At 47.7% G+C, this 21,094-nt stretch carries 22 protein-coding genes and 3 pseudogenes; 17 read left to right on the top strand and 8 right to left on the bottom strand.

The window, feature by feature from the left end; translation table 11 throughout:
* Window positions 1–82 precede the first annotated feature (82 nt).
* Genes L2097_RS14415 through L2097_RS14405 form a run of 3 tightly spaced genes read left to right on the top strand, consistent with a single transcriptional unit; the run spans window position 83 to window position 2,194 of the window.
* Window positions 83–997, top strand: a complete 915-nt coding sequence (locus tag L2097_RS14415) for a VENN motif pre-toxin domain-containing protein (protein WP_250353091.1) — start codon at window positions 83–85, stop codon at window positions 995–997.
* On the top strand, window positions 994–1,608 hold the full coding sequence (locus tag L2097_RS14410) for a hypothetical protein (protein WP_250353090.1): 615 nt from the start codon (window positions 994–996) through the stop codon (window positions 1,606–1,608). The genes L2097_RS14415 and L2097_RS14410 overlap by 4 nt, the downstream gene beginning before the upstream one ends.
* On the top strand, window positions 1,592–2,194 hold the full coding sequence (locus tag L2097_RS14405; protein ID WP_250353089.1) for a hypothetical protein: 603 nt from the start codon (window positions 1,592–1,594) through the stop codon (window positions 2,192–2,194). The genes L2097_RS14410 and L2097_RS14405 overlap by 17 nt, the downstream gene beginning before the upstream one ends.
* A gap of 91 nt (window positions 2,195–2,285) precedes the next feature.
* Here the strand turns inward: L2097_RS14405 and L2097_RS14400 are convergent.
* Window positions 2,286–2,431 (bottom strand): annotated as a pseudogene (locus L2097_RS14400) (transposase domain-containing protein); the annotation flags it as partial.
* Between the two features lie 229 nt (window positions 2,432–2,660).
* On the opposite strand from L2097_RS14400, the gene L2097_RS14395 reads away from it, so the two are divergent.
* Both L2097_RS14395 and L2097_RS14390 read left to right on the top strand, forming a co-directional pair.
* A complete protein-coding gene (locus tag L2097_RS14395) occupies window positions 2,661–2,993 on the top strand; it encodes a DUF6572 domain-containing protein (protein ID WP_250353088.1) in 333 nt (110 codons plus the stop codon).
* A gap of 304 nt (window positions 2,994–3,297) precedes the next feature.
* Window positions 3,298–4,457, top strand: a pseudogene (locus L2097_RS14390) (IS3 family transposase); the annotation flags it as partial.
* Between the two features lie 491 nt (window positions 4,458–4,948).
* Here the strand turns inward: L2097_RS14390 and L2097_RS14385 are convergent.
* A complete protein-coding gene (locus L2097_RS14385; RefSeq protein WP_250353087.1) occupies window positions 4,949–5,281 on the bottom strand; it encodes a DUF6572 domain-containing protein in 333 nt (110 codons plus the stop codon).
* 245 nt (window positions 5,282–5,526) lie between these two features.
* On the opposite strand from L2097_RS14385, the gene L2097_RS14380 reads away from it, so the two are divergent.
* The 5 genes and pseudogenes from L2097_RS14380 to L2097_RS25910 all read left to right on the top strand — a co-directional run.
* Window positions 5,527–5,919 carry a hypothetical protein gene (locus tag L2097_RS14380; protein WP_250353086.1) on the top strand — a complete coding sequence of 131 codons (393 nt, stop codon included), beginning with the start codon at window positions 5,527–5,529 and terminating at the stop codon, window positions 5,917–5,919.
* Window positions 5,920–6,307: 388 nt separating this feature from the next.
* On the top strand, window positions 6,308–6,514 hold the full coding sequence (locus L2097_RS25915) for a DUF596 domain-containing protein (RefSeq protein ID WP_502799310.1): 207 nt from the start codon (window positions 6,308–6,310) through the stop codon (window positions 6,512–6,514).
* A 191-nt stretch (window positions 6,515–6,705) separates the two neighbouring features.
* Window positions 6,706–6,969, top strand: a complete 264-nt coding sequence (locus tag L2097_RS14370) for a hypothetical protein (RefSeq protein ID WP_250353085.1) — start codon at window positions 6,706–6,708, stop codon at window positions 6,967–6,969.
* A 160-nt stretch (window positions 6,970–7,129) separates the two neighbouring features.
* Window positions 7,130–7,597 (top strand): GNAT family N-acetyltransferase, encoded by a 468-nt coding sequence (locus L2097_RS14365; protein ID WP_250353084.1) that lies wholly within the window; start codon window positions 7,130–7,132, stop codon window positions 7,595–7,597.
* A gap of 313 nt (window positions 7,598–7,910) precedes the next feature.
* A pseudogene (locus L2097_RS25910) lies at window positions 7,911–8,078 on the top strand (Arm DNA-binding domain-containing protein); the annotation flags it as partial.
* Between the two features lie 13 nt (window positions 8,079–8,091).
* Here L2097_RS25910 and L2097_RS14360 read toward each other — a convergent pair.
* A complete protein-coding gene (locus tag L2097_RS14360; protein WP_085006191.1) occupies window positions 8,092–8,580 on the bottom strand; it encodes a MarR family winged helix-turn-helix transcriptional regulator in 489 nt (162 codons plus the stop codon).
* Window positions 8,581–8,741: 161 nt separating this feature from the next.
* On the opposite strand from L2097_RS14360, the gene L2097_RS14355 reads away from it, so the two are divergent.
* The gene (locus L2097_RS14355; RefSeq protein WP_085006190.1) at window positions 8,742–9,869 is read left to right on the top strand and encodes an MFS transporter; all 1,128 of its coding nucleotides are present in this window, start codon (window positions 8,742–8,744) and stop codon (window positions 9,867–9,869) included.
* Between the two features lie 209 nt (window positions 9,870–10,078).
* Here L2097_RS14355 and L2097_RS14350 read toward each other — a convergent pair whose 3' ends face one another.
* Window positions 10,079–11,722, bottom strand: a complete 1,644-nt coding sequence (locus L2097_RS14350) for a putative glycosyltransferase family protein (protein WP_250353083.1) — start codon at window positions 11,720–11,722, stop codon at window positions 10,079–10,081.
* Between the two features lie 244 nt (window positions 11,723–11,966).
* On the opposite strand from L2097_RS14350, the gene L2097_RS14345 reads away from it, so the two are divergent.
* Complete coding sequence (locus tag L2097_RS14345; protein ID WP_250353082.1) at window positions 11,967–12,182, top strand: hypothetical protein; 216 nt, start codon at window positions 11,967–11,969, stop codon at window positions 12,180–12,182.
* Between the two features lie 136 nt (window positions 12,183–12,318).
* Here the strand turns inward: L2097_RS14345 and L2097_RS25780 are convergent, their stop codons facing one another.
* The gene (locus L2097_RS25780) at window positions 12,319–12,570 is read right to left on the bottom strand and encodes an STY0301 family protein (protein WP_350028999.1); all 252 of its coding nucleotides are present in this window, start codon (window positions 12,568–12,570) and stop codon (window positions 12,319–12,321) included.
* Between the two features lie 421 nt (window positions 12,571–12,991).
* On the opposite strand from L2097_RS25780, the gene L2097_RS14340 reads away from it, so the two are divergent.
* From L2097_RS14340 to L2097_RS14320, 5 genes are all read left to right on the top strand, one after another.
* Window positions 12,992–14,023, top strand: a complete 1,032-nt coding sequence (locus L2097_RS14340; RefSeq protein ID WP_250353081.1) for an alpha/beta hydrolase fold domain-containing protein — start codon at window positions 12,992–12,994, stop codon at window positions 14,021–14,023.
* A gap of 242 nt (window positions 14,024–14,265) precedes the next feature.
* A complete protein-coding gene (locus L2097_RS14335; protein WP_047371685.1) occupies window positions 14,266–14,667 on the top strand; it encodes a BPSL0067 family protein in 402 nt (133 codons plus the stop codon).
* Window positions 14,654–15,019 carry an STY0301 family protein gene (locus L2097_RS14330; RefSeq protein WP_047371684.1) on the top strand — a complete coding sequence of 122 codons (366 nt, stop codon included), beginning with the start codon at window positions 14,654–14,656 and terminating at the stop codon, window positions 15,017–15,019. Before L2097_RS14335 ends, L2097_RS14330 begins: the two co-directional genes overlap by 14 nt.
* Window positions 15,020–15,112: 93 nt before the next feature.
* The gene (locus L2097_RS14325; protein ID WP_350028998.1) at window positions 15,113–15,478 is read left to right on the top strand and encodes an STY0301 family protein; all 366 of its coding nucleotides are present in this window, start codon (window positions 15,113–15,115) and stop codon (window positions 15,476–15,478) included.
* Between the two features lie 86 nt (window positions 15,479–15,564).
* Window positions 15,565–15,930: an STY0301 family protein gene (locus L2097_RS14320; RefSeq protein ID WP_250353079.1), complete on the top strand. Its 366-nt coding sequence runs from the start codon at window positions 15,565–15,567 to the stop codon at window positions 15,928–15,930.
* A gap of 94 nt (window positions 15,931–16,024) precedes the next feature.
* Here L2097_RS14320 and L2097_RS14315 read toward each other — a convergent pair whose 3' ends face one another.
* The 3 genes from L2097_RS14315 to L2097_RS14305 form a co-directional block, all read right to left on the bottom strand.
* Window positions 16,025–18,967, bottom strand: coding sequence for a ligand-binding sensor domain-containing diguanylate cyclase (locus L2097_RS14315; protein ID WP_250353078.1), 2,943 nt, complete (start codon window positions 18,965–18,967; stop codon window positions 16,025–16,027).
* Between the two features lie 406 nt (window positions 18,968–19,373).
* Window positions 19,374–19,955: a histidine phosphatase family protein gene (locus tag L2097_RS14310; protein WP_250353077.1), complete on the bottom strand. Its 582-nt coding sequence runs from the start codon at window positions 19,953–19,955 to the stop codon at window positions 19,374–19,376.
* Between the two features lie 139 nt (window positions 19,956–20,094).
* Window positions 20,095–20,946, bottom strand: a complete 852-nt coding sequence (locus L2097_RS14305) for an MBL fold metallo-hydrolase (RefSeq protein ID WP_250353076.1) — start codon at window positions 20,944–20,946, stop codon at window positions 20,095–20,097.
* Window positions 20,947–21,094 lie beyond the last annotated feature (148 nt).

The following is a 21,094-nucleotide window of genomic DNA, read 5'->3' as shown; positions in this document are numbered from 1 at the left end:
GCTGGAGAACAATTTTGACAGGGGCAAAATTCAGGATCAGTTAGACATTCAGACCCAGGCCGTTGCACTGGGTACCCAGGCGATGGATGCCTGGCGGCAGAGCCAGCTGGACGAGGGTAAAAAGAAAATCCGCGCAGATATGGAGGCGAACGGTGAGCTGGATGGCCTGACGGAACAGCAGATTGATGACAAAATCGCGGGTTCTGCCCAATATAAAGAGGTTGATAAGGAATACGGCGTTGGCAGTGATTTCTGGCGTAATGGCACTGCGCTGACGGGGCTACTGGCAGGCGCACAGGGTGGAAATGTCACTGGCGGGATGGCGGCAGGTGCAGCACCTTATGTGGCAGGGCTGATAAAAAGCGTTGCCGGTGGTCATGAAAGCGCGCGTATTGCTCTGCATACGCTGGCGTCGGCGGTGCTGGTGCAGTTGCAGGGCGGCAATGCGGCAGCCGGAGCGGCCGGTGGTTTTATCGCGTCGTCCGGTTCAGAAGCACTGTCTCTGGCGTTTTACAACAAGGAGCCGGATAAGCTGTCACCGGATGAGAAAACGGTGATAGTGAATCTTGTGGCAGCGCTGGGCGCGGCAGGCGGTAGTGTGGCTGCCGGTAACAGCAGCGGCACCGGCAGCGGGGCGAATGCGGCACGGGTTGAGGTTGAGAATAACTATCTGAGCAGCACGGAAAAGAGCCGCCAGACATATCTCAACAACAAACAGAACCTGACGCCAGAAGAGCAGAAAGATAAGGAGAGGTTAAATCGCAAGGATCTGGAAAGCGATATGGCTGTTTACGCGGCCTGTACTGGCACAGGTGCTGACTGTCAGGTAGAAAGAGAGAAAGCGAAGGCTGCACAAGATACCTACTTCAGCCAGACTTACCTGAACCCCAAAGAGGCTCAAGCAGGTTATCAGCAGATAATGAACTTGCTGAACTCGATAGATCCGAATGCGAAGGAGTCTTTAACGTTCTGGAAGGGTATACGCAGGCGTTTATGACCTTCGGTTACACGGAGGAAGAAGCCAGAGCGAGAGCAGGAGCCTACGTTGGTTCAATGTACATCGCGGGTGGTGTGAGTGCTGTAGTCGCATCTGGAGTACTGACGAAACAGTTTGGGAAGGATGTTGCACCGGGGGCGAAACCTGGAAACTCGACGGCAAAACCTATAGAAAATACACCAAACTCATCTGAAACTTATTTTCGGGTTGAAGGTGGCGGAAATGGTACACAAACAAGCCAAAATAGAATTAATGTGAACGCTGACGGAAGTGTAACTATTAACTCGGGTTGTAGTGGGCAATTATGTGTTAGCACTAATGGACCAAATCATGCTGCTTATTATCTGACCAATAGAAGGCAAGATGGTAGCGTAGTCGTATTTGAAGTTGATGTGGATCTTCATAAACAGATAATGGATGCAGCAGTACCTCAAAGGCCACTTCCAGGGGGGCCAAAAGATCCGGATGCTCCGAAGATTGTTGATGATACAAAAGGTCAACCTGGCGTTTCGCTTGAACTACCTAAGGTGTGGGATAGGCCGATAGAGCAAAACTCATCAAAAGCTCGCGTATTAACAAAAGAGGAATTTCTGAATGAATTTAACAAATGATTATCAGAATTTACTCGATGCTATTTTTAATGGTGATAAAGATATAGCTATCTTTGTTGTGGATGGCATTCATTATTATATTGTTGATAATAAAGATAATTACTGCATCGATGTTAGGCCGGAATATAAGGCATATATAGCTAAAGGATGGATGAAAGAGTCTCTGTATGATGAGGTAGTAAGTTCATTCAGAAATGGAGTTCCTGTATTATCTAAGGATAGCTTTAAAGATTACATAACCAAAAATGATATTACTATTTATACAGTTGACTGGATGAGAGCATTCTTCACATTGGGCAGATCTGACGAGCAGCTTGTCAGTTTTTATGATTATATTGAGCGATTTTTATCTACATTAGCAGACCCAGTATCAGTTGAGTGGGATAGCTGGAGAATGCGTCTACCTAAGTTTTATATCAATTTTGACAAAAAAATATATCGCCATACTGATTGGGATAGAAGTCACGAAGCGTCTGTACCTTCTGATTGGAACGCTCAAGCAAATAGTGATTTTGGTTTGTTAGTACCGGACAAAGAGCAATACTGGCTTATTAATGGCATGAATTTTTGGAAATTACAGATGTAAATGGTGAAATCCCGCCCTCAGTGGCGGGATTACTTTATGAGCCAGCCAGTTATCCGTAAGCGTGCAGCATGAGCCGTATTGACGAAGAGGATTATTCCGCTGGCAGCGTGACGCGCCACGGTACAGATCGCTGACCCGGTTGACCGGCCAGTCAGCTATGACATTGAGCACATGACGGATATAGCTCTCTGGATCCACGTCGTTCAGTTTGCATGTACCGATCAGGCTGTACAGCAAGCGTAGCCCGGATAAGGTATTTACACCGCATCCGGGGAGGCTACATAATCTATATTAACTGTAAAAGCCCTCAAACTTGGCCATTAACACCAAATCAAAGGATCGTTTATCCTGAGATTGAAGCATCTGGTGCTGTTCTTACTGGTTCCGGGAAGCCTGGAATTAAAGGAGGGACCTGAATACCTCCGGTCGAGATTGAAATTGTCAGGCCGAATATCGATAAGGATAAATGATGACAGTAGAAGACGTGAATAAAATTGATGTGGTTGTAATATCAAAAGATGATCAGGATATAGTAAACTTAGCTATTTCTGATCACTTGATGTGGAACGCGCCCATTGAAGAACATTTATATAAACTACAGGAGAAAATAAATTCATATATTCAATTCATTGAAAGTGGGGAGTTATATGCAAAGTTTCCTGAGGCTAAGGGTAAAAGAAATAAAAACATAGAAATTTACTTTAAATACGCACCGCCTAAAGAATCGTCGTTTTTTTTCGAAGGGGTTGAAAAGGTATTAAAAAGTATCAATGTTTCGTTGGTGATAAAAGTACCGTGATAAATTAAAATAAATGAGCACAATATTTTTGCAGCAAGCGTAGCCCAGATTAGACATTTACATTGTCATCCGGGAAAACACCTCTTCTACGCGACAACTTACCCTGTCAACAGCCCCAGCATTGTCTTCTACGCCAATATCTGCGCGCGGGTCCGCTGGAGAATTTGCGTTTTTGTCAGCGCAGAGGCCTCAGAAAGCTTAGTCCACATATGGGTTCGTTAATGTCGGAAGGTACAAACTGATCCTACCCACCATTAGTGGACACGCGACTAAGTGAGTAAACTCGCAACCAGAGGTGACTTACATGACAAAGTCTGCATCGACTACTAAAAAGCCACACAAGCAGTACACGCCTGCATTTCGTCAGGAAGCCCTGAAACTGGCTGAACGCATTGAGGCGGCCGCAGCCGCCCGCGAACTTAGCCTGTATGAATCACAGCTCTACAACTGGCGAAGCAAACAGCAAAATCAGCTCTCATCTTCTGAACGTGAACAGGAGATGTCCGCTGAAATCGCCTGTCTGAAGCGTCAACTGGCAGAGCGGGATGAGGAACTGGCCATTCTCCAGAAGGCCGCGACATACTCCGCGAAGCACCTGAAATGAAGTATGTCTTCATCGAAAAACATCAGGCTGAGTTCAGTATCAAAGCCATGTGCCGTGTACTTCAGGTTGCCCGTAGCAGCTGGTACATCTGGCATCAGCGTCGGCATCAGATAAACCGGCGTCAGCAGTTCCGCCTTGTCTGTGATAACGTCGTCCGGGAAGCATTCAGTGACGCAAAACAGCGCTATGGCGCGCCACGCCTGACGGATGAGCTCCGTACTCAGGGAGTGATGTATAACATAAAAACCGTGGCGGCCAGCCTGCAACGGCAGGGACTGCGGGCGAAAGCCTCGCGCCGGTTCAGCCCGGTCAGTTACCGTGAGCATGGTCTGCCAGTCTCAGAGAATCTGCTGGAACAGGACTTTTACGCCAGTGGCCCGAATCAGAAGTGGGTGGGTGATATCACGTATCTTCGCACCGGTGAAGGCTGGCTTTATCTGGCCGTGGTTATCGACCTGTGGTCGCGGTCAGTCATTGGCTGGTCGATGTCCTCGCGGATGACAGCACAGTTTGTCTGCGATGCGTTACAGATGGCGTTGTGGCGGCGTAAACATCCGGAAAATGTCATCGAGCATACAGACAGAGGCGGTCAGTACTGTTCAACGGATTACCAGAGCTTACTGAAAAGCCATAATCTGCAGGGCAGGGTGAGTGCCAGAAGCTGTTGTTACGACAATGCCTGTGCGGAAAGCTTCTTCCACACGCTGAAGGTGGAATGTATCCACGGAGAGGACTTTGCCAGCCGGGAAATAATGCGGACAGCAGTATTTAACTATATCGAGTGCGATTACAATCGGTGGCGTCGTCACAGTGCCTGTGGCGGTCTCAGTCCGGAACACTTTGAAAACCAGAACCTCGCTCAGGGCCGTGTCCACATTACCCGGGTAGGATCACACTTCCCTTTTAAGGGGAAATATATTTTGAATCGTGATGATATTCTAAATGGTATCTATCCGAGCGACTTATTGCATGGGATTGATTATCTCAGCAAAGTGAAAAGTAAGATCTTTGATGACGGATATAGGTCGTTTTGATGTAGTAATAATTAGTTTTGGTAGAAATTATGGTATTAGAAATGAATTATTTTAGCTTCAATAGAGAGTATAGAGCTCGTGTCGAAGGGACTATCAATCCAAGCTAGACACAAAACAATACGGTGATGGTTAACGTAATTTTGGCTGTAACCTCGGATGATTGACTTTTTACAGTAATGGCCTTTCTTATGGGTGCGGAGGCCAATTATTACATCGAGACAATGGCAAGCGGAAAAGTATTATCTCCAAGTAATATTCTGCACGGCTAGTTAGGCTGCGCTTGCTGCAAAAATATTGTGCTCATTTATTTTAATTCATCACGGCACTTTTATCACCAACGAAACATTGATACTTTTTAATACCTTTTCAACCCCTTCGAAGAAAAATAATGACTCTTTCGGAGGTGTGTGTTTGAAATAAATCATTATATTTTTTTTGTTCGTGCCTTTAGTTTCAGGGAAGGCACTATAAATTTCACCGGTTTCAATAAATTGAATATATGAATTTATTTTCTCCTGTAGCTTATATAAATGTTCTTCTATGGGAGACCCCCAGATCAAATGATCAGAGATACCCAAGTTGACCATATCCTGATCATCCAGAGATATACCAATCATGTCAATTTTATTCACGTCTTCTACTGTCATCATTTATCCTTATCGATATTCGGCCTGACAATTTCAATCTTGGTCGGAGGTATCCCGGTCCCTCCCTTAATTCCAGGCTTCCCGGAACCAGTAAGAACAGCCCAACATGCCCCAATCTCAAGATAACCGATCTTTTGATTTGGTGTTAATGGCGAAGTTTGAGGGCTTTTACACTCATATCGATAATGTGGCTTCCCCGGATGCGGTGTAAATACCTTATCCGGGCTACGCTTGCTCCAGGCGATGTGGTGATAGCAAAAGCGAAAGAAGATGCTGCATCGGGGTTAGCGAAGAAACTGAATGAACTGGGTCAGGCCATTGATAAAGCCACCCAGTGCACATTTGGGCGTGCGTGTTCCTCGGATGAGCCGGATGAGGAATCGAAACCAAATGTCGCAGGAAACCTGACGGATGAGGAAAAAGCAGCGCTGGGCGGTACAGGTTCAGGAACGCCGGGAGGTCATGGGCCGGAAGATGAGGAGAATGCTCGCGCAAGGGAACAACAGCAAAATCGGTTTAATGAATTAAGCGATATTTTTGACAAAAGTAATCCATCAAAAGACCTTACAATAGATGGTCAGACTATCCGTCAGGGAGAGGCCAGTAATAACTATGGTACGACAAAAGCTTATGAAAGTTAAAAGCTTAGTGATGATTAAATACGAAATTATGCACAGCAACTTGCAGGAGAAACACCACTGAATGAAGTTAGACCGGGCATCTACAATGCAAAATTGAGTGATGGTACTTCAATAACACTTCGTGAAGTTTCTTCTTCCAAAACTCAGACGGAAGCGAGATGGACCATTGACATAAAAGGTAATCAGCAACTCTCGGATATCGCATATAAATACAAAGATGTGGAGATAAAGTTTAAATGATGAAATCCCTTACCGAAGAACAGTTCACCGAATTATGTCTGGCAGCGCAAGGTCGTAATTTAGGTGCTGTATTTTCTTACTGTGAGCCAGAAGAACCACCACCACCTAATTTTTCCTTTGATGATAGGAAAATATTTTTTTTGATGTCCTGTCCCGCCTTCTGAAGGACGGGCATATCAAACTTGCCAAGCACGGTAATTTCCTTGAAGGAAGTGTTGAGGAGCAGGTTGAACGTTTCAGGCGGGCGTTCCCCCTGACAGAACCAGAGATGGAAGATGGTATCTGGTTCTTTGATGAGACATGTCCGGGTGGGGCAGTTTGGGTACTCGAGGATGGTTCACTGGAGTGGACTTAAATGTTATTGCCTTCATGGCAATGGCATCGGCATGAATAATAACCACCGCAGCCGCCGCGATATAGGCACTGGCAAGCGGTGATGCCGGGAGGGCGATTATTCAACAATAATACCGAAACTATAATTAATGCAGGGCATTTTTAATCAGTGATTACACGGTTTCTCCTGTTAAATTCAATTGAGATAATACAATGAAATTTGAAGATACTTTTTTTAGTAGAGTGGAAAGATATGCGATTGGAATTGAAAAAGAGAGTGGTCGACATTATTTGTCAATTCCTGTAACCAATCATATGATTGATTATGAAGAATATTATGAGATAAGTGAAAGCGATTATAATATTTTTCTGAGGAATCCTGCCACGGCAGTAGATTTTGCTAAACAATGCAAAAGACGAGAAAGGGATGCTCTTCTAATCGTAAAACCGGGTGAGTTTAGAGGCGTTGCTTCATAGCTCTGCGGTACGTTGGTTGTGGTCAGTGGGCCTGGGTGTTGCAAGTGAATCGCCACGGGTTTAACAGACACCTCGGGGGCAGTCCAGTCTGTTAAACCCGTGGCGATTCAGTATAATTAGGGATGGTAGTTTCAATTATACTCTGTGAAAAGGAATTTCTATGCTTATTCGCCCGGTCGAATCTTCTGATATAGTGCCATTGCTCGATATGCTACAGAAAAGTGGTCAGTTTGATGATGAGGGGGTATTACATGTACGGGACACTCTCAAAAATTATTTCTCTGGTGAATCAGACGAGTTATGGTTTAGCGCTGAACAAGAAGGTTTCGCAGGCATTGCATATTGCGCCCCAGAAGTTATGACCAACGATGTCTGGAATTTATTGATGCTATGGATCAGCCCTGCCCATCAACGTCAGGGTGTCGGTAACGCCTTGATTAAACAGATCGAGAAAGGATTGAGAAATAAACATGCCAGACTATTATTAGTCGAGACATCAAGTCTTATTGATTTTAGCGCGGCTCGTGCGTTCTATAGCAAGCAAGGATTCATCAGGGAGGCAACCATTCGTAATTACTATGCCATCAATGACGACAAAGTGATCTTCATAAAAGATATGCAGAAGTAATCACATCTTTGCCTCTACTCAAACTTGATGGAGTGAGTTGATAAATAAGCTTGCCGTACGTTTTCGTACGGTTGCTCTCCCTCATTAATAAAGACATATATTGGCACGGTAAATATTTTACGGGCAAGCCAGTTTATGGGCTGTTGTGGCAATGCCATTATCTTTCGATATGTTGAATCTTGCGAATTGTCTTTCCCATTTACATTCCCGAACTAACTTCCTCATTTATTTTTTTGCATACTACGTTTACCGTTTACGGCGGCCGTGTTTGTTTTTTACGGATAATAAGCTGAGAACAAAAAACTAATAATCGCTGTCACTTCGGCAAGAAGATTATCGTTCACACTCGCGTGATTTTTATAACGGGGGCGCGGGTTTGTATCTTGAGGTTGCCCCCTCTGGTTTCAGATACCGGCGCATGAAATATCGCTTCAACGGCAAAGAGAAGCAGGTAGCCCCCGGTGTGTTCCCGACCATTAGCGAGGACCACGATTTCAGCGCGGAAAGCTCAGCAACAACTCCCTCAATAGTGATTCAAGCTGCTGGCGTTGAGTATCGGAAAGGTTGGCCAGTATCGCGTTTTGCGTTTCAGTGTGGACAATTAGCGCTTGTTCGATACGTTCTCGCCCATAAGACGTCAGGCTAACCAGTGTGCTGCGTTTGTCATCGGGATCATGAATTCGCTCAATCAGTCCTTGCTCTTCCAGATGGTTAAGGCGATTTGTCATCGCGCCGGAAGTGACCAGCAGCGATTTATATAGTTGTGTTGGAGAAAGACAATAAGGCGCACCGGCGCGCCGTAAAGTGGCAAGGACGTCAAATTCCCCGTCGCGAAAGCCGAACGGCTCCAGCGCCTGGGCACGCATCTTTCCCAGATGCTTCATCACCCTCAACATTCGGCCAAACACTTTCATTGAAGAGGCGTCCAGCTCGGGCATTGCGCTGTCCCACTGGCTGACAACGAAGTCTATATGGTCATGCATTTTCGTACCTTAAACAGGGATATTTATCGAGTTGTGCGGTCCATCTTACACAAGGTAAGCATTTATCTTAATGTTAAGATAAATGCTTACGGCATTTTTTGCTGGAGCAATCACATGCCAAAAAGGATCACGTTTTGAAACGCATAGCATCTTCGCCTTTTATGTTCGCATTTATCGCTTTTTTGATCGGGTTGAATCTTCGCCCCATTCTGGCTTCCATCGGACCGTTATTTCCGGTTTTACAGCGCGAAGCGGGGTTATCATCCACAGAATTTAGTCTGCTAACTACCCTGCCGGTCGCAATGATGGGGCTGGTTGCGCTAAGTGGGCCATGGCTTTTAGCCAGAACCGGTGCTGTTCGGGGAATTACCGTAGGGCTTTCCATCCTGCTTTTCGCCTGCTTATTCCGGGGCTTTAGCACGTCACTCACGGGGCTTATGTGTACAGCTTTAGCGGGTGGTGCGAGTATCGGCATGATCCAGGCGTTAATGCCCGCCCTGATAAAAAAAGAATACACGCAATCGGCCAGCACGTTTATGTCTCTGTTCAGCACCGGTATTATGGCCGGCGCGGCGCTGGCTGCCGCGACCGCCGAGCCTTTGTTTACCCGGCTTGATCTAAAGCCTACGCTGGCAATAGCTGGTTTGTTAGCGCTTCTTGCCCTGATATTTTGGCTGTCATGGGCCAGGCACCGCCAGGTGGAAAAAACGGTGTTCGCAGAGGTGACATTATCTTCATCCAGGACAGGGTTGTTATTGCTATTTTTTGGCATCGGGACAGGCGCCTATACGCTGGTACTGGCGTGGCTTCCTCCTCTCTACATTCAGGCGGGTTGGAGCGCACGCAGCAGCGGCTATATGCTGGCCTGGCTTACGTTAACCGAGGTTGTGGCAGGCTTTGCTGTATCAGCCCTGATAACGCGATTTCCTGATCGCCGTGTTCCGCTGCTCACCGTGCTGTTGATGTTGCTGGCAGGGTTGATGTGTCTTGTCTTTTCTCCGGGGACGACACCAGTGGTGTCAACGTTGCTACTTGGTTGCGGTATCGGCGCGTTGTTCCCGCTATCGCTCATCGTGACATTTGATCATGCACGAACGCCGGCCGAGGCAGGGAAACTGTTGTCACGCGTGCAGGGTGGCGGATACCTGATTGCCGCGCTGATGCCATTAATCGCCGGTATCGTGCGCGACAGCGGTGCGTCACTGACAAACGCGTGGCTCATCATGAGTGCAGGCGTCATCCTGTTGATGGCGATAGCGTTACGCTTTAAGCCCATTGTGAGCAGGTAAAAATAACAGCCTGTTCCGCTCTGCCAATTACCTTCGATGTTGATCGTACCTTCACTGTCAAATCAGAAGGTATCTGGCAATCAGATGGGCTTATTGGCAAACATTATGTGTATGTTCTGCACTACCTTCGAACACTATTGAGCATTTTTTGTAGTGCCACGCTAGTGATGAACAACGAAAAATCACTATGCGTGGCCCTCAAGAGGTGTTTAGCGGTATCGTCGTATATACAATCGAGTTTCTGAAACGATAATAATTAATAGCATCGCAAGACTAATTAATCCTGGGATGATGTAAATATTTTTCTCATATCCTAGAGCGATGGTGTGCATACCTTTCTCTACGTTCGCGCCTATAAAACCATTATCTAAATATATTGGCTGTGTCTTTTTATTATCAATCATAAGATAATAACCAGAATACATAATATAAGGTAGGGTAAAGAGGGTCGGTTTTTCTGCTTTAACATAGAAATAAGGATATCCATTATTAAAACCATTCGGTTTTTCAGTGACAAGAGATCCTGCTGTGTTGAGGGATTCATGAGTAATTGGGAATTTTATATTATTATTAACATAATCACGGTATAAAATGTTTGAACTGAATTCTGGCGGTGTGGAAAAAATTGCACCGTGAATCGGGAATATGATTTGCAATGCGATGAGTGTCGGTAAAATAAATATCCAGCTTTTTGTTTTATTCATCCATTGCAATACAGGCAGTACAGCATAAAGGGAGAGGATTGCAGTGATGCAACTCAACAACCTCCATGAGAACTGAATTAGCTGTAATACAGATATTTTTTCAGGTATCCAGTTCCATGAAAAAACAGGGCATAGCATTAATGTAAGAATAACAGCGACCAGAAGCATAGATCTTGATGTACGTTCTTTATCAGTGAATAGTGCAATAAAAGATAAAACAATAATTAAAATTCCAGGGCTTAGAAATAAGCTATACCCAATCGTTCCACTTGTGTTTTTAGTTGCAAATAATACGTGGGCAATTTTAACCCTGGTTTGATTTATAAATTCATAAGATTTCTGCATTTTGGTGAATGCAAAGATATCAGAGTAATGCATATGATAGAGCAGTGGTAACCAGTAAAAACTGGAAATTAGTAGACTGACCAGCGCTGATTTTGCCAGAAAAATAATGTTTTCACGAGTAATTATTTTTTTTATGTTTATCAGCGAAAATATGAAAAAGAAAATTAATACAACGATGAAACTCGGGATGTTGGCTAATAGTATTAATGTGCAGGACAAAGGTATGAGTTTTCGATCTTTGTCTCCTGTTAATAACGCATTGCATCCCCTAATAAGCAATGGCATGAATGCCATTGCGAGACATTCCCCGACAGCAAATCGTTGGAAGAAATTGCATAAGAAATAACTTGAGCTAATAAAAAGTGTTGCGCTGATATGGCCAGCTGTTGCGGATGAAAATTCCCGTTTAGCTGCATAGTATGCTGAAAACGCTGAGATGAGAATAATTGATCCCAGGGTGAATTTCATCTGTAGCGCATTATTGTCAAAGCCAAATAGAAAAAGTCTGCTTATAAAAAGCAATAAAGTACTCAGAGGGGGATAAAATGCTCCCCACGATAAGCCGTACTGATTTTCTGTCCAGTAGTCAAAAAGGGGAGGGAATTGTTGATGGTCAAGTTGTACATTGAGAGCTTGCAGCCTTAATACATGTGGCCCCCAATCATCGCCTCCCCATAAGTTATGGTGGAACATTGGAATGAAGAGAGCCGCTAATGTCAAACTCAGCAAAAAGAACGACCACCGTTGAGTGGTCATTTTATCGCGCATATCTCTTCCCATCATAGGTTGCAGTTTTACGTCCATAAAGTTCAGGTTCCACACAGATTTTGTGACTTTTGCGGTACTCTAAGGGATCTAATTATTATTTGTACATGATTTTTTCAATGATTCATCTGCATACTCTCCTTTGCATGGAGCCGATATCATTGAATTGATATAAATTAATCCGTCTCACTATTCTTCGACGCATTAGCATAGCTTTTTTGCATTTTTCTTGTGCTATGATCCCGCGGCGCATAATCCCCTTTACGCTTTTCGGTGATGTGAGATGAAAATTATCCTGTTTATTGTTGTGCTGATTGCTGCGCTCTTTCTGATACATGATCGTTGGGTTAACGATATTTTTATGCGTCATATTTCTGTTACGGGTGATGGCGAAGAAGCAATGAACAATTACGCCTTCACGCTGTTGCTTATCAAGACTGGTCTGGCCGCTGTGATCGCTGCTTTGGCGCTATGGAGTTACCATCTATTTAAACGCTGATTAAATGTTGAGTGGTAAACGTTCTGTATGCGATGAAACACTGCGGAGTGTGAACAATTTACTGTTCACCTCCTGTTGATGGTTTATGGCGTATCGCCAGTTCCGCTAAACGGGCGATATCTGACAATATGCAGGTTTATTCACAAGAGGCGTAAAACTCATCTTTGCGGTATCCATACCGCGCGGAGCATTTTTGGGCTGTTACGGGCACTTTGACTGTGGCAGTTTTATGGGTCCCTTTATACTGGCAAACAAGAAATACGGATGTGTTATGTGCCTTCGCGTAATCCTGCGAATCTTTAAGTGTCCATACCATTTCTTCGTCTGTATCCGGTAATAATGAGGCCCTTTCTTCTGGCGGCCCGACGAAAACATCAACGACATTCATTCGGTATGTTTTATTGCCGTCCTGTAAAACAGGCGGCAGTTGATTTTTTCGGCAAAAACAGCGCTGGAAAAAAGAAAAACCGCACAACCTAAAATTATTTCCTTACTCCACGACATAGTCATGTCCTCCGGTGTTTTTGGGGCCGGGTAATTTTCCTGCTGATCATATCAGTTAGAGGGTCTTAAGGTAGTTCTCAAATAACTTGCCACGTTCATGGCGAAATTTTTGCCCGGCGAAAGCATGGAGTTTGGTTCAGTATGCTAAGCGCTTGCCGATGACATCACCCGCGCCAGAGATTTCCTGGTGCAACTCATCGGATTTCTGCATCAATTACATCGACTTCTTGCGTTATTCATCGGTTAACCCGAATGATATCCTGCACCAGGCTCGGGAAAAAATCCCCCTACACAAGAAGGACATTATGAAACCAACATCCTTTGTTCTGGCTGGCTGCATGTTATTGTCATCCGTTATTTCACAGACGGTTGCCGCCGCTGAAACCTTACCCGGATCAACCGAGGGTGCAGAGATAATGAAATTTACGCCGTCACAGGATCAAACCGATTTATTCAGCAACGTGATTTATTCGCAAGTCAAAGATGGCGTGGCGATCAGACAACTCAGGATGTCGCTGTTGGTTCCGCGCAATAATGACCTGAAACCGGCCATTGTCTACTTCCCCGGCGGCGGTTTTATGACAGCCAATCACGATAAATACATCGCGATGCGTATGGCGCTGGCGAATGCAGGTTATGTGGTTGCCGCTGCGGAATACCGCGTGATTCCGGATAAATTCCCCGCGCCATTGGTTGACGGGAAAACGGCGGTACGTTATCTCAGAGCGCACGCCAAAGAGTACAACATCGATCCTGCACGCATTGCCGTGTTGGGTGATTCCGCCGGGGGATGGCTGGCGCAAATGCTGGGAACGACCAACGGCGAAAAAGAGTATGACAAGGGAGATTACCCCGAGCAGTCATCTGACGTTCAGGGTGTGGCCACGATTTATGGTATCTCGAATCTGCTCAATATTGGCGAAGGTTTCCCGGAACAGATACAGCAAGTGCATCGCTCAGCGGCGGTGACCGAAGCGTTACTGGTCCACGGTGCGGCGTTTCGCACGTTTGCCGGGGCGACCATCGACAGCGACCCGAAAAAAGCGCTTGCCGCAAGCCCGATGGGCCATATTACCGGCCGCGAACCGCCGTTTTTGATTATGCACGGCAGTGCGGATACGCTGGTTTCTCCTCAGCAAAGCGCGCAACTGTATCAGGCGCTGAAAGCCAAAAAAGACACCGCCGAATATGTGCTGGTCGAGGGGGCGGAGCATGGCGATATTCACTGGTATCAGCCGCAGGTGATTGACCATGTTGTTGCCTGGTTTAAACACACCTTAGGCGCGCCGGCAAAACAGAACGCGCCCGCGAAGACGGACAAAAAATCTAATCTGTAATCCCGTCATGGGATGCTGAGCCTGCCATAAATCGCCCTTTATCAGGGGGGAGGGCAGGCTCAGCGTCTTCCTGTCCAGCGGCCAACAATCACGGCGCGCTTTTTATATAATCGGTTGTTAAATATATAATACATACGCCAGCCAGGAATTTTCTTAATTTAAAATCCGCCCTTGTCCTCTATTTGCATATCTTTACATTAGATGCAGAATGTCATCACTCAACTTCTACGGGTGTTAACTCCATGGCATATATCGCAAAAACGCCGTTAGCGTATGTCGGTCAGTCTGTAGGTAATGGTCAATGTGTGGCATACACACAAAAAGCGGCCAATATGCCACGCACGGTAGCATGGAAACGGGGCGAGTTAGTTAAAGGTAATATGACCATTGCGCCCGGTACGGCGATTGCCACGTTTGATGCGGACGGCCGCTATGGCAACCATACTGACGGGCGTTCCCACGCCGCTATTTATCTGGGGCAGGATGCGTCGGGTATAAAAGTGTTGGATCAATGGGTGGGGCGACATCGCGATAGTCAGGGACGTCTGGTTGTCGCTCCCAAGCCAGTCAGTGAACGCACCATTAAATTTTTAAAAACGCCGCGCATTGAAAACAATGGAGATAATTATTATGTCGTGGAATAACGTATTGTTATTGAGCGCCGGCATGTTTTTGTTTTCAGGTATTGCCCAGGCCGAAAAAATAAACTGTCCTGAGACATTAAAGGAAGGTAATAAGACTTACACAATGAATTACGTCAGTCTCTTTATGGGGCCTCCGGAAGAGAAAGCGGATTTAATGCCAGACACGCTCGATGCGTGGGTGTGGACATTAAAGGATTATCAGGATTATGTGAAAGAACATAATACGTCTTTATTCCTGGTCTGCCGTTATAAAGGAATAGACAAAATCGTAACAATTAAAGTCCCTGCGGCTGCAAAAAAATGCTCGGCCCATTATGGCAAGAAAGACGCCGTGTTAGCGGCCTGTGAGTGAACCCGGGCTACATGAGAAAACCACCATGGCGATGGATGTTAAATTGCGTGGTTATGTCCGGGGGACATTCAGTCTTTGAAGGAGCCGACAGCTATGCCATGGTGTAAGTTTTTTTTGTCAGGAATAGGATTATCTTTGTCTATTGCCGCAGCACAGGCAACCCCAACGGTTTGTCCGCAACATCCAACGCAGCAAGATAAAGCATACGCCTTAAACGATGCCAGTTTGTTCGTGGGGCCGCCTAAAGATTTAGTCGAACTGATGCCGGATAACGATCGGGAGACGGTATGGACGCTGCATGATTATCAGGATCAGGCGAAAGAGCATGAAACGTCGCTCTATTTTATATGCCACTATAAGAACACGAAGCAGAGCGTCGAGTTGATTGTTCCGGCCAACGCCAAAAAATGTTCCGTTGCCTATGATAAGAACCGTAAGCTTATAGCAGCTTGCGAATAATGCCCCTCTGCACAGGGGCGGCGTGGTTCTTTTATACACCAACCCGCCGTAAGGGCGATTTCTGCCGAACAATAGAGGTGGCTATTATGCCCCGGAGTAAATGGATAATATTAAGCGCAGCATTACTGTTTTCAGGTTTGACAAGCGCAGAAAAAATCCATTGTCCTGATTCGCTGACCGTGAAGAAGAGATCGTACAGGATGAATGACGTCAGCCTTTTTCAGGGGCCACCGGAAAAGCAGGGGGAGTTAATGCCTGACACGCTGAATGATACGGTGTGGACGCTGGGCGACTATCAGGATTATGGTCGGGAAATGAATTTGCCGCTCTATCTGGTCTGCCGTTATAAGGGGACGAAAAAGACAGTAGATTTGAAAGTGCCTGATACCGCAAAGAAATGTTCGGCTTGGTTTGGGGATAATAAAAATCAGTTTTATGCTTCTTGCGAGTAGTCTTTCTGCATCGTCGTTGTACTTTCGCACAGCGTTATTCCCGAAAATGAAATAACGCGGCCGTTTTTTCATTTTCTGTTGTTTTCGCCATCCCCTAAATCTGGAAATGACCGGGTGCGATATCCTCTTCGCCGGACCAGCAAACCACTTTGTTGCGGCCAGTCTGTTTGGCGATATACAGCGCGTGGTCGGCTTGTTTAATTAACGCGTTGCTGTCATTGGCAGAGGAGGACTCCGCAAGACCGAAGCTCGCAGTCACCTGCAGCCCGTCGGCGATATGGCGATAATCCGTCTGCGATAAGGTGACTCGCAGCGACTCGCAAATCGCCGCGGCCTGCGCTATCGGCATATGCGGGAACAGCAGCGTGAACTCCTCACCGCCCCAGCGGGCGCTCAGCCTGGCGTCCTGCTGTGTGTTACGCAGCAGGTCCCCGATACTTTGCAGCACTTTATCGCCCACCACATGCGACCAACGATCGTTTATCTGTTTAAAGTGATCAATATCGAAGATCGCCAGCGTCAGCGGATAATCGTGCGCACGGGCATCGTCGAAGCCGAGCATCAGTTGTTTATCAAAGACCCGACGGTTCGCCAGCCTGGTTAACTGATCCTCTTTGGCCTGACGTTCAAACTCCTCAGCCTGCTCCTGTAAGGCCAGCGTCTTAGCGGCAACCAGCGTTCGCAGACGCTCTTCGTTACGGCGTGCCTGCCTCAGACGCCAGCGAAAGATCGCAAACAGCGCCAGCAAAATTAACAGCACTAACAGCGCCTGAAAGAGGGGTCGCTGCCAGAAAAATGGGTTAATACGCAGGTTGATAACGGTGTTCGCGCCATTCCACTCCCCGTTGGGGTAACTGGCGGAAACGTTGAAGCGGTAGTTCCCCGGCGGCAGGTTGGTGTATTCCGCTGACGTATTGTTCTCGCGATCGATCCACTGCGGATCAAAGCCCTCCAGGCGGGTGCGATAACGAATCCGCTCCGGCAGAACGTAGCCCAGGCCGGAATAGTTAATCCGGATACGTGTCGTTCCGGCAGGGAAGGTGTAGTCCTTGTTGAGCGGCGTGGTATTACTCTCAACTGACTCCACCACTGCCGCCAACCGCGTTTTGCTAAACTCGCCTAATCGTTCCGGGTGAACCATCACCGCGCCGCGGGCAGTTGCGACCCAGATACCGCCATCACCGGCGCGCGTGGCGGCGGGCATTGAACCGCCATTGGCCTGCGCACTAATCATGCCGTCGCTTTCACCGAACGTGGTCACGGCAATCTGCTGCTTACGACCCTCAATAACCTCCACGGCTTCGGCTTTGCTTATCCGAATCATGCCGCGGTTCGAGCTAAGCCACAGATACCCCATATTGTCGGGTATCACCTGGAACAGTTTGTCGATGGGCAGACCGTTTTTGCGCCCCACCATTCCTATTGCGCCGTCGCTGCTCCGATAGCGGAGCAAACCCCGGTCGGTTGTCATCCACATATAGCCGGGTTCGCTGTAAAAGCCGAAGGCATATTCGGCGTTCTCCATGGCGGAAATATCGATGTGCTCAAATTTTCCGTTATGAAAAACGGAGACCCCCACGCCCGTACCCACCCAAATACGGTGCTGCTCGTCTTCCTGCAAGGCCATAATAAAGCTGGCAGGAAGGCCGTCGTCTGCCGAGTAGGTATGGAGCGCGCCATTTGGTCGTAAGACGCTCAATCCGGAAGCTGTACCAATCCACAGGTTCTGCTGGTGATCGGTGAGGATGGCGCGTACCTCGTTGCCCGGCAGGCCGTTAGATTGCTGTAATACTGGCGTTAATTGACCATTTTTCCAGTGCAGCAGGCCATCGGTATAGGTGCCCACCCATACGCTGCCGTCCGTGGCCTCGCCCAGACTCAGCACTGAAGGCTGCGTGTGTTGATCCCAGTTAATTTGTTCGACGTGCCCATCCCGAATACGGTTTAGCCCGGTACTGGTGCCCACCAGAATACTGCCATCCGAGTGCGTCATGACGGTGCGGACATAGTCACCGTTCAGGCCCTGACGGGTGCTAATAGTAATAAACGGCGCACGACGCAAGCGAATCAACCCGGAATTGGTGCCAATCCAGATACTCTGTTCCCTGTCTTCGAGGATGCTTTGCACGCGGTTATGAACGATACCGTTATCAATATTCAGATGTTCCAGCCCCTCAGGACTGAGGCGGAAGATGCCGTGGTTGATGGTGCCGAACCAGATATCGCCACGCTTATCCTGCATCATGGTGGAGACCACTTCATTGATGAGTGCCGGGTGCAGCGGCTGAAAATCTTCGCCGACGCGCTTCCAGACGCCGCCTTCGGTACCTACCAGCAAGGTATTATCGTTTGTGACCAGCAAACTAAAGGCGCGAACCTGCGGTAAACCGCTGCCTGGAGACACCAGGGTCGCTTTATTGTCGATCACCTGATACAGGCCGTTGTCGGTGGCGGCCCAGATAATGCCGTTCGCGTCTTCCACGCTTTTGTTGGCAGTGACGTTATCGATAATGTGCACATCCCGCGTTGCGCGGGTTTCATTGGCGGGACGCATCAACAGGCCTTTTCCGGGCATGGTAACCCACAGATTGCCTTTACTGTCGCGCATGGCGGAACCAATCATCGTAGGCGCCGGCGCATAGGGCGTCCAGACCCCCTCTTTCCAGGATGAGAGGCCACCGCGTGCGCCTGCAACCAGCAGGCTGCCGTCTGGTCCGGCGACAAACGCCAGCGTCCCTGAGTCGGGCATGCCGCTTTCGCCGCCGCGCTCAAAGATCTGGAAGGTTTTGCCGTTGTAACGAGCGAACCCTTCCCAGGTTCCGAACCACAAATAACCTTCGCGGGTTTGTGCAATGTCGTTAATGCTGTTGTGTGGCAGGCCGTCTTTTGTCGACCAGGTTTCAATAAAATATTCGCTTAATGCAATGTGAGGTTCATCTGCCAGTACCGGGCGGCAGAAAAGAAGGAGAAACCCAAAAAAGAGAAGGCGCAGGGTATCAGTGAAAGTGTCGATATATTTATGCATGGTTCTGTGCATTAATTAACCACCCTGTCTTTACTGGTTATAGTATGAATACAGATAAGACTCAGCGCCAAACTCGCAAAATGAATTTTCTCTCTTTGCTTTATTTTTCGACATATTCCAGGCGTATATTTGGGATGCTATTTCCCCTCACAAAATTTGTTTTGCCTTAAACGAAATCAGGCTCCCATATGTATTGGTATTCAACACGGGAGACGGACCGTTTTCACGCCGCTGATTTAAAGATAATGCGCTGTTGGATCAAGGATTGTCTTCTTGTTTTTAAACAGAATTATTAATAGCACTACTCTTCTGCTTTCGCGCATTTTTATCGCATATTATTGTTCCTGTAAAAGAAACATCAGCATTTTAAAAGGAATAACGAGGTTATCCTTTCCCTCGCTATTTCCTGTCATCACCATTATTGCGCCGGGGCAGGACACTGGCTGGAGACGTCATTCAGCCCTTCGGCATCACGGCTAAAGGATTTAAAATGCTGCTGCGCGTCAAGCTGAACCACAAAAATCGAATCAAAGTCCGCAGAGGGCCATGAAGGAACCTGTGAGGCGTCGCCACCCGTTTGAGTAATCAGGGTTCGCGCTGCGGTGACCAGATTTTTGTGTTCCCAGGAAATAAAGGTCAGGGGCTGGTTTTGCTGCGCCAGCAGGGCGGAAACCAGTTCCTGGGTGTCATCAGCATGGAAACGCAGCACCACCGGTTTGGACACCTGAATCGCCAGCGGCGTGATGGTCGTGAGTGGGCGTAGCGAGCTGCCGGTTTTTTTCTCTTTTGGCGCAGAGGCATATAACGCGTCCGGGTTACCGTAGCGCTTGAGCAAGACCGAAGGAAGAGTGAGCGCCCGGTTCAACCCTTTGCAGGTGAGCTGCCCGCTGTTGTTGTCCGGTTTTTCGCCGTGACGAAAGAAAACGTAAGTGCTGTCAGCCGATGCGGCCAGGGGAGAGAGCAGTGCCGCGCTAAGTAGCGCCACAAGCCAGTTTTTCATGGTGTTTTTCCCACGTGTCAGAGAGGTTTTATCAAGGGGATGAAGACGTAATATCCTTCCATCCCGTGCGCTATCAGAACAAATAACGTTGTCGAAAAATAGGTTCCCTGCGCCACTGCTACAAAGAACAGGGAAGCTATCATTGCGAGTCAGCTGTCGGGTAAACGAGCCGATAGCCCTCCTCTTGCGGCACAATATGAGCAAAGCCCGGCAGAGCAAAGTGCATCCCGGCAACCAGCCATTTTTCGCTGGCGGCTTGCGCGAGGATCTTCTCGCGCGTGGCTTGCGCCTGTACCGGATCGAGGTCAAAAGCGATGGTCACATCAGGATGCGCGCACTGAATATGCGGGAAGTGAACAATATCCCCCCAGAAAAGCAGAGTCTCTCCCTGCGAATCAATCCGGTAGCCGGTATGGCCCGGCGTATGCCCCGGAAGCCAGACCGGATGGATACCCGCGATATGGGTATTTTCATCCAGGTAATGAATCTGCTGCGCGCACGCTGCCAGCATACGACGCGCCATCGCGAAGTTACGCTGCGCCCGTTCGCTGGCCTGCCCGAGCTTGCCATCGTCCAGCCAGTAGTCTGCTTCAAGAGGGTGTAGATATATCGCCGCACGCGGATAAACCGGCTTGCCATCGGCATCAAGCAGGCCGCCGATATGGTCCGGGTGGCAGTGAGTCAACAGCACCGCATCGATCTCATCCGGGCTGATGCCAAGCGTGCGCAGGTTTTCTCCGAGCAAGCCTTCGACATTGTTCCAGCCACCGGTCCCACTATCCACCAGCAGCGTTTTTCCCAGACCACGGATGAGGTAACCATTAATGTGAATGTTGCCGGGTGCGGTTATACCCGCCTCGTGCTGGATTTGACCGGCATCTGATGGAGTGATGCCCTTTAGCAGTTCCAGGCTGGCGGACATATTGCCATCGCTCAGGACGGTAACCTGAAAATCGCCGATCTGATGCGAGGTCACGGTGGGCGGGGTCATAACGCATTCCTTTCAGGACAATGTTGAATAATGCATTTATTCAGTAAATATATGCTGATGTTTCATCATGCTACGCGCAGTTGCGCCCCGGTTAAACCCGCAATATTTCCTCACCCATTGCCATTTTGTCACCAACGGTAAATAGGGT

The organism is Citrobacter sp. MNAZ 1397, assembly GCF_023613995.1.
GTDB classification, from domain to species: Bacteria; Pseudomonadota; Gammaproteobacteria; order Enterobacterales; family Enterobacteriaceae; genus Phytobacter; species Phytobacter ursingii.
Note: the sequence above shows the minus strand (reverse complement) of the source record. Positions and strands in the feature narration are given on the sequence as shown.

Coding starts and splice junctions, on each gene's coding strand:
- L2097_RS14340 (WP_250353081.1), top strand. CDS start 12,992: ATGAAACCAACATCCTTTGTTCTGGCTGGCTGCATGTTATTGTCATCC.
- L2097_RS14415 (WP_250353091.1), top strand. CDS start 83: ATGGATGCCTGGCGGCAGAGCCAGCTGGACGAGGGTAAAAAGAAAATC.
- L2097_RS14330 (WP_047371684.1), top strand. CDS start 14,654: ATGTCGTGGAATAACGTATTGTTATTGAGCGCCGGCATGTTTTTGTTT.
- L2097_RS14325 (WP_350028998.1), top strand. CDS start 15,113: ATGCCATGGTGTAAGTTTTTTTTGTCAGGAATAGGATTATCTTTGTCT.
- L2097_RS25780 (WP_350028999.1), bottom strand. CDS start 12,570: ATGAATGTCGTTGATGTTTTCGTCGGGCCGCCAGAAGAAAGGGCCTCA.
- L2097_RS14345 (WP_250353082.1), top strand. CDS start 11,967: ATGAAAATTATCCTGTTTATTGTTGTGCTGATTGCTGCGCTCTTTCTG.
- L2097_RS14335 (WP_047371685.1), top strand. CDS start 14,266: ATGGCATATATCGCAAAAACGCCGTTAGCGTATGTCGGTCAGTCTGTA.
- L2097_RS14310 (WP_250353077.1), bottom strand. CDS start 19,955: ATGAAAAACTGGCTTGTGGCGCTACTTAGCGCGGCACTGCTCTCTCCC.
- L2097_RS14355 (WP_085006190.1), top strand. CDS start 8,742: ATGTTCGCATTTATCGCTTTTTTGATCGGGTTGAATCTTCGCCCCATT.
- L2097_RS14385 (WP_250353087.1), bottom strand. CDS start 5,281: ATGATGACAGTAGAAGACGTGAATAAAATTGACATGATTGGTATATCT.
- L2097_RS14365 (WP_250353084.1), top strand. CDS start 7,130: ATGCTTATTCGCCCGGTCGAATCTTCTGATATAGTGCCATTGCTCGAT.
- L2097_RS14320 (WP_250353079.1), top strand. CDS start 15,565: ATGCCCCGGAGTAAATGGATAATATTAAGCGCAGCATTACTGTTTTCA.
- L2097_RS14395 (WP_250353088.1), top strand. CDS start 2,661: ATGATGACAGTAGAAGACGTGAATAAAATTGATGTGGTTGTAATATCA.
- L2097_RS14315 (WP_250353078.1), bottom strand. CDS start 18,967: ATGCACAGAACCATGCATAAATATATCGACACTTTCACTGATACCCTG.
- L2097_RS14410 (WP_250353090.1), top strand. CDS start 994: ATGACCTTCGGTTACACGGAGGAAGAAGCCAGAGCGAGAGCAGGAGCC.
- L2097_RS14370 (WP_250353085.1), top strand. CDS start 6,706: ATGAAATTTGAAGATACTTTTTTTAGTAGAGTGGAAAGATATGCGATT.
- L2097_RS14405 (WP_250353089.1), top strand. CDS start 1,592: ATGAATTTAACAAATGATTATCAGAATTTACTCGATGCTATTTTTAAT.
- L2097_RS14350 (WP_250353083.1), bottom strand. CDS start 11,722: ATGGACGTAAAACTGCAACCTATGATGGGAAGAGATATGCGCGATAAA.
- L2097_RS14305 (WP_250353076.1), bottom strand. CDS start 20,946: ATGACCCCGCCCACCGTGACCTCGCATCAGATCGGCGATTTTCAGGTT.
- L2097_RS14360 (WP_085006191.1), bottom strand. CDS start 8,580: ATGCATGACCATATAGACTTCGTTGTCAGCCAGTGGGACAGCGCAATG.